The organism is Corynebacterium sp. EPI-003-04-2554_SCH2473622, assembly GCF_001665955.1.
In the GTDB taxonomy this organism is placed as follows: domain Bacteria; phylum Actinomycetota; class Actinomycetes; order Mycobacteriales; family Mycobacteriaceae; genus Corynebacterium; species Corynebacterium pseudodiphtheriticum.
Map to the genome: position 1 here is coordinate 21561 of NZ_LZMN01000027.1, position 13422 is coordinate 34982.

Genomic DNA, 13422 nt, shown 5'->3' on the forward strand with positions numbered 1-13422 from the left:
GGCAGTCTTTCGTTATAAGCAGTAAATTCAGCGGGCTGAATGCACCGCATGGATGGTGTGGTTTGGGGCGATTCCGACGAGGTCGATTGGCTTGCCGACGATCGCTGTGGGGTCTTCGGGCTTGGTGGAGTCTTGCAGAGTTGTGGGTTGACCCAGGACCGCGTGGGCATTGCTCGAAGTAAAAGCCACAGCTTCTGGCAGGCTGTGACGCGCGGCAAAGCGGGTGAACTGTTCCAGCAAAGTGGTGGTGCCGCCAGCAATGCTGCCGGTGCTGCCATCTGTGGTGGTCAGACGGGCTACTGCAGTGTTGACTGTCACGTCAAGTCCGCCGAGCTTATAGCTGCCGTCGGCAAGTCCGGCTGCTTCCATGGCATCGGTGATGGCAAAGGCAGAGGGATTACCACCGGCCATGATCATGTCGACGGTTCCATCGGCTAAGTGCACTCCGTCACCGATGATTTCCAGGTGCGCCTGCCCGTGTCGTGCAGCGGTGATGCAGGCGGCTGCCGCACCAGGCTCGCGGTGGTGAATCGGAGGCATCGCATTAAACAGGTGGGTGGCGGTAACGGTTACGCCAAGTTCTCTAGCCCGTGTTATTACGGCAGAGGTGGTGGCGTAATCCGCGTTGGTGTGCCCCAAGGAGGCGATGATGTTGTGGTTTGCGCATAGCTGGAGCAGTTCGTCGACGTGATCGGTTTCTGGCGCAAAGGTGATTGACCGGACTGTGTTGTTTGAGGCATCGATGACGCGGGCGAAGACATCAGGATTACCAGGCATGATTTTGGCTGGGTTTTGGGCGCCGCATTTACCCGGATTGACGAACGGGCCTTCCATGTGGATGCCGTGAATCAGGCCTTCTCCCACTAGTGGGTGGAGGCGGTGTGCTTGCCGGGCCAATTCATCGCCGGTGGCAGAAACCAAGCTGGCCAGCAATGTCGTGGTGCCGTGTGTGCGGTGGTACCGTGCTGCGCGACGGCAATCTTCGGTGGTTCCAGAAGGGAAAGCGCCGGAATTTCCGCCGTGATTGTGCAAATCGACAAAGCCCGGCACCCAGGTGATGTCGCCAATGCCCGGTGTTTGTTCGACAGTGCTGACAACGCCGGCTTCATCGATAGTAATGCGGGTGTTATCCCAGACAGCGTGTGCGGTGACAAGGCGACCTTCTAGGTGGCGCGGAAAGCCGTGGTCGGCGGCGGTGGGAGAGGGGGGCATCATTCTCCTGAGTATTCTCTTTAGCTAGTGACCGGTTGAGATATTGACCGGAGAAACGTTTAATTGTGAATTCTACCCCATGCAGACATAAGACGTATGATGTTTACTGAAAAGATTGTGCACCAATTGTCTGGATTGTCAGGAGCAGAAGAAATGTCAGAATCCATCGCGCCATTTCACGGCGTAGTGCCCCCAATCGTCACCCCGTTTAATGAGGATTTCTCCATTGATACGGATTCGCTGCGCGCACAGGTAGAGCGGATGATCAAAGCCGGCATTCATGGCTTGTTTGCACTCGGCTCTTCGGCCGAGGTCGCTTTTTTGACCCGAGAAAACCGGCAGATCGTCCTGGACACCATCATTGACCAAAACGCTGGTCGACTGCCCGTCGCTGCTGGCGTCATCGACATGACCACCCCACGCTGCCTGGAACACGTCGCTGATGCGCGCGAACGAGGCGTCGACGCCCTGGTAGCTACCGCACCGTTTTACGTACGCACCCACGCAAACGAAATCGAAGAACACTTCCGCCAGCTACACGCTGCAGCACCTGACTTGAAGCTATTCGCCTACAACCTGCCGGTCTCCGTCAATGTGGTGCTGGAGATTCCTATGCTGATTCGTCTGGCCCAAGAAGGAGTGCTGGCAGGCATCAAAGACTCGGGCGGTAAGGATGACTACACCCGCGCCGTTGTTGCCGCGCGCAAGACAGCCCAGCTAGAAAACTTCGTCGTACTCACCGGCTCAGAAATGACCGTGGACTACGCCTACTTGGGTGGCTGCGATGGCGTCGTGCCAGGCCTGGGCAATGTTGACCCCTACGCCTACGTACAACTGCACGAGACGTGCCGGGCGAAAAACTGGGAACAAGCCGTCGAAATCCAAGAACGCATCAACAAGCTCATGGCCGTAGCATTTGTTGGCGACGGCTCGCGGATGGGCGGCTCGGCGGCAGGGCTGGGTGGATTCAAATCTGCACTGCACCATCTGGGTATCTTTGCTTCCCCCCGCATGGCACCTACGCACATGCCGCTTAACGACGACGAACATGCGCGGGTCGCAGCCATCGTTGATGAATTCAGCCACGGTGTGTAACGGTGCAGGTGCAAAACAGCATCCCGACACAGAGCGCACTGAGTGCGCCGAGCGCACCGAGCACTCTGTGCTTCGATATCGGTGGTACGAAAATCGCCTACGGCATCGTCCACGACAACAGCCCAACTGAAACCATTGCTGCCGGATCCGCACCTGCACAACCACAAGGTTCTTCGCTAGCAGCGGAGTTCGACAAAGCTGTCGGCATCGCATTGGCAGCAGCTCGTGAAGCGGGGATCGAGCCAGACCGCATCGGCGTCGGCGCGCCGGGCATTGTTCGCGGGCCGAGTGGAACCATACTCCGTTCCGGCCCCACGGTTCCTGGTTGGCAAGGAACCATCATCGAAGACATTATCGCTCGTCACACGAATGTGCCCGTAGCATGTCACAACGACGTGCGCATTTGGGCGTTCGGTGAGCACAACTTCGGTGCCGGACGCGGTATTACTGGCCGCGTGATCTATCTTTCGCTGGGCACAGGCGTCGGCGGAGCCATCGTCGACAACGGAGAATTACAAACCGGAACCTCCGGTTCCATCGGTGAATTTTCGGAGTTACTCGTGGCAGATCTGCGGGGCATGGCCGAAAGGGTAGAAAACACTTGCTCCGGAAACTCCCTAGCGCGCTATTACAACGTGCTCGCGGCTGATGCAGACTATGCCGGGCGTATCGCTTGGGACCACCCTGCCGGACCCGATGAACTGAGCCTTCCAGAGATCATGAAGCGCTATCATGCCGGAGATCGCCTGGCATTTGACGTGATTGATGGCAATATGCGCGGTTTTGGGCGTGCGCTGGCCGGGCTCGCTTTTGCGCTCGATATCGATGGCATCATCATCGGCGGCGGGGTTGGTGGGCTCGGTGAACCGATTTTAGGTGCGCTGCGCGCTGGGTTCGCACAATGGACGGTGGATTCTGCGCAACGACTACCAATCGTGGATTCTGAGCTAGGCAGACTCGCGCCATTGATAGGTGCAGCTGCTTATGCCCGCGAGTATGCGGAATAGTTGTGATGAGAAGACCGTTTGGTTTTCTCACAGGAGCAGTTTTCACCGGCTCAGTTATCCCAACGCTTGAGTCACCTTAAGGCTTGAGTTACCTCAAGAACTTAGTTACCCCACATACCTAAACACCTCACACCAGAAAGGGCGCAAAAGCTATGCCTTTTAATTTTCAGGCCAGTGATATCGCCGGTCGTCGGCAAGAAATCATTACCGCCGTGCGTGGCAAACTCGTGGTTTCGGTACAAGCTCCTGATGGGCATGCGATGCGCGATACCCATACGCTGACTCACGTGGCGCGTGCCTGCGTCGATGGCGGAGCACCAGCGATTCGCTGTGGTGGATATGGTGGGGTAGAAGATATTGCGTCTATCGCCAGTGCAGTCGACGTGCCGGTGTTTGGCTTGACCAAAGAAGGCGATACTGGCGTTTACATCACGCCAACGCGTGAGTCTGTGCGCAATGTGGTTGCTGCGGGGGCAGCGGTGGTTTGCGCCGATGCCACCTTGCGTGAGCGTCCTGACGGTTCTAGTTTTGCTGAGCTGGTGAAATTAGCGCACGAACTGGGTGTGGTGATTATGGCTGATTGCGCGACCCCAGAAGAAATGGCGGCGGCGCATAGCGATGGTGCGGATATCATCTCGACGACGCTGGCTGGTTACACCGAACACCGGGAGAAAACTGTGGGGCCGGATTTCGCCTGCCTTGCACAAGGGCGTGCACTGGTGGGGGCAGATGCATTCGTGATTGGGGAAGGGCGGTTCCATAGCCCACCGGCAGTCGCGCAAGGTATTGAGCAGGGCGCTGATGCGATCATTGCCGGAACCGCGATTACCGATCCGGGCTGGATTACCGCGGCTTTTTCTGCCCCCTTGCGAGAGCTAGATTAGTTTTCGCCTGCACGGTGGCCTCCGTGCAGGTGGCCACCGTGCCCCATTAGCGTGCTTGTACTGCGGCGATCGCGCGCTGCAATGGGGCATAATGCGCAAGTACTTTTTCACGGTAGAGTTGCGCGTCACCGGCTGCTAAAGCGTGCACTATCGCAGCGTGGGCCTCGATGGTTTTTTCAATGTCACCGGGCATCTGCACTTCCATTAATGGCAATACGTCCATGTGAATCTGCCAAAAAGCATCGGAGAGCTCTCGGATCAGGTTATTGGCAATCAACGAATGCAGACGACGGTGGTAGGCGTGGTCCTCTTCCGCAAAAGATTGTCCGGCCGAGTGTTTTTCGTGCATGGCTTGTACCAATTCCAATAGGTGGGTGGCGTCGTCGGCAGTAAAGGCTGTGCACAATTCATCGGCCATGGATAAATCAAGCCCGATACGCACTTCCACGACATCGCGTAGATGTTGGAAAGAATTTTCGGAATCAATGGTAGTGCGCAGAACCATGCCTTGGATTAAGGGGGAAAGAGAAAGCGAGCCCACAAAAGTGCCGTGTCCGTGGCGTACTTCTACGATGTCCAAGCTGGACAGTGTGCGTACTGCCTCGCGGACAGAGGAGCGAGAAAGGTTAAGAGCTTCACACAAATTGGCTTCTGTGGGCAAAGGGTCGCCTGGGCGCAGCTGGTTGCGTTTGATGTACTCGGTGATCCCGTTGGCGGCGAGTGTCGCGGCATTAATGCGTTGGCTCACAATTGGTCCTTTCGGGCCGGACTGAAAATTCGGGGACAGGGCCTTTGCTGGCGGCGATGTGTCGTTGTCAGTTTCATTGTCGGTCTCATCGTCAGCCTCGTTTGTGGTCTCATTGTCAGGCTCGTTGGCCGAGGTGTTGGGAGGGGTTACCCCCGGTCGACGGGCGACGATAGTTGGTGACCTTGGAAAATGACAATTGTGACTGCTTCGTATGGCATGTTTAGTGCCAGCTTGCTTGTCGGCAGTCAGATGTCTGACATATTATATGATCACATTCACACCATTGGGTCGCAACGTGACGTGTCACGTACTCGCCGGGGTGCACCGTGCACTGGGTGGGCAGGCCTGACAAGGAAGGATCAAGACCACATGTCTATGAATATCTCCATTATCCGCCGGATTGGCATGGTTGCTGCCGCGGCCAGTATGAGCATTGCGCTTGCGGCGTGTGCTCCTGACAACAGCTCGTCCAATGGTGCACAAGACACCAACGCGAATGGCTCTAGTGCTTCTGATTCTTCTGATTCTGCATCCTCTGGTGAGGTGAACGAAGAAGGTACCATCCGGGCTGCTATTTCCTATGAGCTTGGCACCAATGGCTATGACCCAATGACCACCACCGCTGCACTGACTGTGGCTGCTAACTGGCACACCCTGGAAGGTCTGACCGAACTAGACCAGACCGACGGCACCACCTATGCAGCCCTGGCGTCGGAGTTGCCGGATTCTGGCGATAGCACCGAAGCTACAGTGCAGCTGCGTGAAGGCGCGAAATTCTCTAATGGCTCGGACATTACAGCCGACGACGTTGTTTTCTCCTTTGAGCGCGTCATGGATGAATCCAATGAGTCGCTCTACGCTTCCTTCATCGACTTCATCGACTCAGTAGAAAAAGTCGACGATACTAGCGTGAAATTCACGCTGAAGCACCCAACTGGCGTCTTGGCCGAGCGCTTGTCGACGGTAAAGATCGTGCCGAAGGATGTTGTGGAGGAAGATCCAAAGGCTTTCGATAACAACCCGGTTGGTTCTGGTCCATACGTTATGACCGACAACGGTGGCGCCACGAACACCATCAAGTTCGAACGCAACGAGCACTATAATGGTGATCGTCCGGCGCGGTCCGCAAAGATGGAATGGGACATCATTCCGGATGCCTCGACGCGCATTAACGCCTTGCAATCTCAGCAAGTACAGGCGATTGACGCCGTGCCATATCTGAACGTAGATACGGTTGCTGCCACTAACGAGCTTGAATCTGAGCAGGGATTCGGCCTGTTGTTCTCCATGTTCAACAACGATCCGTCAAACCAATTCTCGAACAAGGACGCTCGCCAGGCATTCTTGTACGCGATTGATATGGACAAGGTCATCGAAAACGCGATGCAGGGGCAGGCCACCGCCGCGAAGTCCTTCCTGGATACTGAGCACCCGAACTTCCATGAAGCCGCAAACGTCTATGAACACGACACGGCCAAGGCGAAAGAACTGTTCGAAAAAGCAGGCGTGTCTAAGCTGCGTCTGTTGGCTACCGACCACGACTGGGTAAAGCTGGTCTCGCCGATCGTGCAGGAAAGCCTGAAAGAAGCTGGCGTGGAAGTTGAATTCACGGAGAAGAAATCTTCCGATGTTTACAACACCATCGACGGTAAGCCCGAAGCTTACGACGTCGTTCTGGCCCCAGGCGACCCATCGGTCTTCGGTAACGATCCAAACTTGCTGATGCGTTGGTGGTACGGCAACGACACCTGGACCCAGACTCGTATGCACTGGAATGACGAAGGCTACGAAAAGATCCAGGACTTGTTGGATAAGGGTCTGCAAGAAACCGATGAAGCCAAGCAGCAAGAAATCTGGAACGAAACCTTCGACGTGCTTTCCGATGAGGTTCCGCTGTACCCACTGTTCCACCGGAAGTCGCCAAGCGCTTGGGATAACAACACCCTCGTCGACTTTGAGCCAATTCCGGTCACCGGACTGTACTTCTTGGGTGCAGGAACCACCGAAAAATAAGGCAAGACTGAATGTCTAATCTGATCCGCCTCGTCGGACGCAGGCTGCTGGCGCTGCCGATTATGGTCCTGGGCGTAACGTTCTTGGTGTTTTTCATCATGTCGTTCTCGCCAGCGGACCCGGCACGCCTCGCCCTCGGCGAGACTGCTTCGCCCGCTGCCCTGGAGGCTTACCGCGAAGAACACGGTCTGAATGATCCATTACTCGTGCGCTATGGCCAGTTTCTGGTCAACATGGTGCAAGGCGACCTGGGCTTGTCATCCGGCGGCGTGCCGGTTACCGAGCGCATCGCGCACGCGTTTCCCATCACGCTGCAGTTGACTTTTACAGGGTTGCTGTTAGCGGTCATCGTTTCCGTGATCTTGGGTGTATTAGCTGCTATCTACCGAGAAAAATGGGTAGACCAGGTTATTCGTGTGCTTTCGATTGCCGCGCTAGCGACCCCGTCGTTCTGGTTGGCTATTTTGTTGATCCAGTGGCTGGGAACCATTCCTGGTGGTTGGGGAGCCTTCCCAGCCGTCGTGGCCCGGTGGGTGCCGTTTAGCCAAGATCCTGCGACCTGGGCGAATAATATTTTCCTCCCTGCTGTGGCACTTGCTGTGCCGGTGGCAGGTTCGTTAACCCGTGTCGTGCGTACCTCGATGGTGGAAGAACTCGACAAAGATTACGTCCGCATGGCCATCGGTGCAGGTGTGCCGCGTGGCACCGTCATCGGACGAAATGTCTTGCGTAATGCTTTGATTACCCCCATTACAGTGCTTGGTCTTCGGGTGGGCTACCTCATGGGTGGTGCGGCCGTCATTGAGATCATCTTTAATATCCAGGCGATGGGCCAGCTAATTCTCGATGGCGTTGTGCGTAACGACGTTTACTTGGTCCAAGGCGTGACATTGGTGGTCGCGATCGCGTTCATCGTTATCAACATCATCGTCGATATTCTCTACGTGCTGGTGAATCCACGGATTAGGAGCATCTAATGCTACGAGCAAAAACCACGCAAAAGCTGGAGAATAAAGCTGGCGCACGATTTACTGGCCTGAAAAACCTGCCGTTGAAATCAAAGATTTCCATGGTGGTCCTCGGCCTCGTGGTGCTGGCCGCTGTCTTTGCGCCGCTTATCGCACCGCATGACCCATTGTCTACGGGAACTCCGATTCAGGCACCGTCTGGTGAGCACTTATTCGGTACGGATTCCGTTGGTCGTGACATTTTATCGCGGGTTATTTACGGTGCACGTTCCTCGCTGCTCATTGGTTTGTTGGCAACAGGGCTGGCTTTGCTGGCCGCGGCTGTGTTGGGCTCAATTGCCGCGACATCGAACAAAGTCGTTTCAGAAATTTTGATGCGTATTTTGGACATCGTCATGTCCTTCCCCGCCATCGCGCTGGCCGCGGTCTTCGTTGCGGTGTGGGGTAATAACGTAGCTATTTTGATCATCGCGATCGGTTTCGTTTATACCCCGCAGCTGTCCCGTATTATTCGTGCGAATGTTTTGGGGCAGTTCGGTGAGGACTACGTATCAGCCTCCCGGGTCATGGGTGCATCAACAGCGCATATCTTGCTCAAACAAGTTGCGCGCAACTGCATTGCGCCGGTATTAGTTTTTGCCACGGTTTTGGTTGCTGACGCGATTGTGCTGGAAGCCTCGTTGTCCTTCATCAACGCCGGTGTTGCGCCGCCGAACCCATCGTGGGGCAATATTCTGTCCGATGGACAGGGCATTTTGCTCACCGGTGCCTGGTGGCCTACTTTCTTCGCTGGTTTGATGCTGTTGATTACCGTGTTGTGTTTGAACATCATGTCCGAGGGCATGACCGACGCACTGGCTTCGCCGCCTGCACGCAAACCAATTGCCGATGATGCGAAAGCTGCCGAGCAAGCTGAGAAAGCTGCTGCTGTGAAGACCCTCGGTGCGACTTCCCGAGAGGAATCCCGGGCTGCGCTGGAACAATCGCTGAGTGCTCTGCGTGGTTCGTCCATGGTGACTCAACGACGCGAAGCTGGGAAGGCAGAGGCCGGGGCTTCTGCAAAGAAAACCCCGCTGCTGGAAGTCAAAAATCTCCGCATTAGCTTTCCGGATGCACATGGGTCGGTCGATATTATCGACGGCGTAAACTTTTCTGTCGCCCCCGGAGAAACCTTGGGATTGGTGGGTGAGTCTGGCTGTGGCAAGTCCATTTCGGCCATGTCCATCATGGGCTTGTTGCCGAATTCGGCGGTGAAAACGGGCGAAGTTCTTTACGACGGAAAGAACGTGCTGGATCTGAGCGAAAAACAGCACAACGCATTGCGCGGGCATGAAATCGCCATGATTTATCAGGATGCTTTATCCTCACTGAATCCCTCGATGCTCATCAAGGCGCAGATGACGCAATTGATTAAGCGAGGCGGAAAGCGCGGAGCTCGGGAACTCCTAGAGCTGGTTGGTTTGGATCCAGATCGCACGCTGAAGTCCTACCCGCATGAGCTTTCGGGAGGTCAGCGTCAACGCGTGCTGATTGCAATGGCGCTGACACGGAACCCGCGCTTGTTGATTGCCGATGAACCGACTACTGCACTGGATGTGACGGTGCAAAAGCAAGTCGTCGAACTGCTTAATGATCTGCAAAAGAAACTTGGCTTCGCGATGATCTTTGTCTCGCATGACCTAGCCTTGGTGGCTCGCATGGCGGATAAAATTACCGTGATGTACGCGGGGCAGGTGGTCGAGCAAGGCAGCACTGCCGAGATCCTGCATGCTCCGACTCACGAATACACCCGTGGGTTGCTCGGTGCGGTTTTGTCTGTCGAAGCTAACGCACAACGTTTGTACCAGATTCCAGGAACAGTGCCGTCACCGACGGAATTCGTCAACGGGGACCGTTTCGCGCCGCGCTCGTCATACCCAGAGCTGGGGTTGGAGGAAAAACCAACGCTGCGTTTGCTCGGCGATGAAGCAACCTCTACCCACTATTACGCGAGCACCGATGAGCTAGAGGCAGTTCGCCGTGGCGCTAACGTGGCAGCTGATAGTTCGAAGCAGGAAGGCTAGTCGCCATGACCGAATTGGATAAAAGCCTGTCGGCTAAGAAATCAGACCTAGGCCAGCCTGTGCTGGAGCTGCGGGATACCAGCGTGGTGTTCAAAACCCGTACCGGTAGTCTGTTTAGCCCGAATAAGGTGCAAGCGAATAAAGGCATTAACTTCCAGATCTACCGCAACGACATTGTCGGCATTGTCGGCGAATCCGGCTGCGGTAAATCTACCCTGGCCAAAGTCATGGTGGGGCTGCAGAAACCTACCTCTGGCGAGGTGCTGTTTAAAGGCGAGCAGTTGGGTTGGGGGAGATCTGCACGCAAACAAATGGGGAAGTCAGTTTCTGTGGTTTTCCAGGATCCAGCGACCTCATTGAACCCACGCATGAGCGTGCAGCAGCAATTGCTGGATCCGTTGAATGTGCATGGGGTGGGCTCGCATAACGATCGTCTCAGTCGTGTCCGTGAGCTGTTGTCACTAGTTGGCCTGCCACAATCAGCACTCAACGTGTTACCGCGGCAGATTTCTGGTGGTCAACGTCAGCGTGTCGCTATTGCTCGTGCGCTCGTGCTCGAGCCGGACGTGATCATTGCCGACGAACCTACCTCTGCACTTGATGTATCAGTGCGTGCGCAGGTGCTTAACTTGTTGTTGGACCTCAAACGTGAAATGGGCTTGGGCTTGGTGTTCATTTCTCACGACATCAACACTGTGCGTTACGTATCCGACCGGATTTGCGTGATGCTCGGTGGGGAAATCGTGGAAGAAAACACGACCGAGGAAATTTTCGGCAACCCGCAGCATGAATACACGCGCGAATTACTAAGCGCAGTGCCGTCGCTACTAGGGGATTAGCCCGGAGAATCTCAGCAGGCTCTGCGGGTTTTGTGCGAAAAATGAGTGATAGTTAACACTATTTGGGATCATAAAAGAATCTTATTAGTCTCTTGGGTATGAGATTGAAGAAGATTGCGTTCCTTCTGAGCGCCATTGCTGTTGCTGTCACCGGCGCGGTAGCGCCGCAAGCCAATGCCGTTCGGGGAGGCCATGACGTCTCTCCCGATGACAAAAAGGCACAGAATATCGTCATTGTCGGCGGCTGCACGGGTACGGTCATCAGCCCACACTGGGTCCTCGCCGCAAAACACTGCTTCCGAGAAGGTAACCACCCGATGCCGATCACTACTGGCATCGACAAAAAGGGCGGCCGCAAAGGCTCGCAGGAAACTTTCTATGCCCCAAGCGGTGACATTTCGCTTGTGCGGATGTCCATGTATTCTGCCTTCGATTTCGACAGCTACCCACAATTGGCTTCCGAATCGCCTCAGGCTGGACAGACCGGAACCTTCTACGGTTGGGATAATCGCGAACATAATTACTTGCAGCAATCGACCGCTGAGGTACAAGGTAGTTACCAAGACGGCAGTTATAGCAACGGCAAGATGTTTGTTGTGCACCATCAAGATGGTGCCTATTCCAAACCAGGTGATTCCGGCGGGCCGCTCTTTATTGATGGAAAGCTAGCGGGTGTGGCCTCGGCAATCTCTGGCAACGGCGTGCCACTGAACCTCGCTGATATTGCGGCGCAAAAAGAATGGATCGCGGAGAAACTGGCGACTACAGGAGACACTGCGAATTTCTAACACAGTTCTCTTGCCTGCTGCCTGACGGTTTTTCGTCTATTTTTTGTCGTCCGTTTCGACCGTGACATTACCGGTGAGCTTCCACCCGTCGCCTTCTTCGTATTCGAATTCCGGGGCTTCGACTTCGTTGCCATCTTTGTCATAACCTGGCGCTGGCTTGTTTTCGGCTTTCTCGAGTTTTTCCGGAGTATCAGTCTTTTCCCAGCGCCGGGTGCGCACGCGTGTCGAAGCCGCGTAGTCGTCGCCCATACCCTTCAGCAATGAGATCATGATGAACCCTTGCATGATGAAGAATGGCAGCGCGACGATGGTCACCACTTCCTGGATCGCTTGGATTCCGGATTCGTTGATGAACAATAAGGCAGCGGTTACTACACCGACAGCAATCGCCCACGCGACGCGGTAGTAGGTAGGGGATTTGGCCTCTTCACCGGTGGCGAATGTATCCATCACCAGGGCAGCGGAGTCAATTGAGGTGATGAAAAAAATCGTGATGACAGCCAAGGCCAGCGTGCCGGATACGGCATACAGCGGGTATTGCTCCAGGAGCGCGAACAAGGCAACCGGGGTGTTGCCTTCTTCAACGACTGGCCCGGTCAGCACACCGGGATCTTCCAGCTCCATTTCGATGGCGGAGCGGCCAAAGATGGAGAACCATACGATGACGAAAATCGTCGGCAAGGCGAGCACACCACCGATGAATTCACGTACGGTGCGCCCACGTGAGATACGTGCGATGAACATGCCGACGAACGGCGACCAGCATATTGTCCACGCCCAGTAGAAGGCCGTCCAGGAATTTAGCCACCCTGGGTTTTCGTTGTAGGAGTCTACCCAAAACATCAGTTCTGGCAGGCTGCTGGCATAAATTCCGAACGCTTCCGTCGTGTGGTTAATAACTTTCAACGTTGGACCCATGACGGCCACGAAGATCATCAGTAGTACGGCACCGAGAATGTTCAGGTTGGATAGGATTTTCACGCCCTTATCCAGGCCGGTGGCCACAGAAATAGAAGCGGTCACGGTAATCCCGACGATGATCAGCACTTCCACCCAGCCGACTAGCGGCACACCCCACATGATGTTTAGTCCGGCGTTGATTTGTAGTACGCCCAAGCCGACAGAAACCGCAAGACCAAAGATGGTGCCGATGATGGCCATTGCATCAATTAGTTTGCCCGGCCAGCGGTAGACCATTCCGCCCAGAAATGGTGAAAATACCGAAGAGATGCGTGCAGGCATTTTGCGCTTGTAAATGAAATAGCCCATTGCCAAGCCCGGCAGCACGAAAATTACCCACATGTGGGCAGCGAAGTGGTAGTAGGTGTATTCGAATGCCTGGGTGATGGCCTCTTGGCTCATCGGTTCCAGCTCGCCACGTGGCGGATTGTACGCGTGGTGGATTGGTTCAGCGGCACCCCAAAACAGCAGGGTAGCGCCTAGCCCGGCCGCGAAAAGCATAGCGAACCAAACGGGCAAGGAAAATTCAGGTTCGTCTTCGTCGTCGCCTAAGCGCAGTTTTCCGAATTTGGAGACGAAGATTCCGATCAGGAACACGAAGATGACGGAAAAACCACCGATATAAAGCCATGCGAAATTCCGCAGCAGTGTGTCGGAAGCATCGCTGTAGAGATCGCGAGCCCGGGAACCGAAGGCGATCGTTCCGGCCACGAAAACCGCCACGAAAATGGTGGCGGTGAAAAAGACGAAGGGGTCAGTTTGGAGCCGGAATCTGCGCTTAGTGGGTGCGGACCCGGTTGATGATGTAGAAGGTGGCGTCATATTCTTCCTGCCAGCTAGGTTAC

Annotated in this window: 11 protein-coding genes; 8 read left to right on the plus strand and 3 right to left on the minus strand. The window is 55.3% G+C overall.

Annotated elements, in window-relative coordinates; genetic code table 11:
- Positions 1-27: 27 nt before the first annotated feature.
- Positions 28-1215: an N-acetylglucosamine-6-phosphate deacetylase gene (locus tag A5774_RS02100; RefSeq protein ID WP_231892314.1), complete on the minus strand. Its 1188-nt coding sequence runs from the start codon at positions 1213-1215 to the stop codon at positions 28-30.
- Between the two features lie 150 nt (positions 1216-1365).
- Between A5774_RS02100 and A5774_RS02105 the strand changes: the two genes are divergently transcribed.
- From A5774_RS02105 to A5774_RS02115, 3 genes are all read left to right on the plus strand, one after another.
- Positions 1366-2307, plus strand: a complete 942-nt coding sequence (locus A5774_RS02105) for a dihydrodipicolinate synthase family protein (RefSeq protein ID WP_023019261.1) — start codon at positions 1366-1368, stop codon at positions 2305-2307.
- Between the two features lie 2 nt (positions 2308-2309).
- On the plus strand, positions 2310-3314 hold the full coding sequence (locus tag A5774_RS02110) for an ROK family protein (RefSeq protein WP_197490220.1): 1005 nt from the start codon (positions 2310-2312) through the stop codon (positions 3312-3314).
- 152 nt (positions 3315-3466) lie between these two features.
- Entirely contained in the window at positions 3467-4198 is a 732-nt protein-coding gene (locus A5774_RS02115) for a putative N-acetylmannosamine-6-phosphate 2-epimerase (RefSeq protein ID WP_064833174.1), read from the plus strand.
- Between the two features lie 46 nt (positions 4199-4244).
- On the opposite strand, the gene A5774_RS02120 is transcribed toward A5774_RS02115, so the two are convergent.
- A complete protein-coding gene (locus A5774_RS02120; RefSeq protein WP_021352305.1) occupies positions 4245-4946 on the minus strand; it encodes a FadR/GntR family transcriptional regulator in 702 nt (233 codons plus the stop codon).
- Between the two features lie 369 nt (positions 4947-5315).
- Here A5774_RS02120 and A5774_RS02125 point away from each other — a divergent pair, with 369 nt between their 5' ends.
- The 5 genes from A5774_RS02125 (at position 5316) to A5774_RS02145 (ending at position 11617) form a co-directional block, all read left to right on the plus strand.
- The gene (locus tag A5774_RS02125; protein ID WP_021352306.1) at positions 5316-6959 is read left to right on the plus strand and encodes an ABC transporter substrate-binding protein; all 1644 of its coding nucleotides are present in this window, start codon (positions 5316-5318) and stop codon (positions 6957-6959) included.
- A gap of 11 nt (positions 6960-6970) precedes the next feature.
- Entirely contained in the window at positions 6971-7936 is a 966-nt protein-coding gene (locus A5774_RS02130; protein WP_023019265.1) for an ABC transporter permease, read from the plus strand.
- On the plus strand, positions 7936-9990 hold the full coding sequence (locus tag A5774_RS02135) for a dipeptide/oligopeptide/nickel ABC transporter permease/ATP-binding protein (protein ID WP_064833175.1): 2055 nt from the start codon (positions 7936-7938) through the stop codon (positions 9988-9990). Before A5774_RS02130 ends, A5774_RS02135 begins: the two co-directional genes overlap by 1 nt.
- A 5-nt stretch (positions 9991-9995) precedes the next feature.
- Complete coding sequence (locus A5774_RS02140) at positions 9996-10829, plus strand: ABC transporter ATP-binding protein (protein WP_023019267.1); 834 nt, start codon at positions 9996-9998, stop codon at positions 10827-10829.
- Positions 10830-10927: 98 nt separating this feature from the next.
- On the plus strand, positions 10928-11617 hold the full coding sequence (locus A5774_RS02145) for a S1 family peptidase (protein WP_027018271.1): 690 nt from the start codon (positions 10928-10930) through the stop codon (positions 11615-11617).
- A gap of 36 nt (positions 11618-11653) precedes the next feature.
- Here the strand turns inward: A5774_RS02145 and A5774_RS02150 are convergent, their stop codons facing one another.
- Positions 11654-13399, minus strand: coding sequence for a BCCT family transporter (locus tag A5774_RS02150; protein ID WP_064833176.1), 1746 nt, complete (start codon positions 13397-13399; stop codon positions 11654-11656).
- Between the last annotated feature and the right edge of the window lie 23 nt (positions 13400-13422).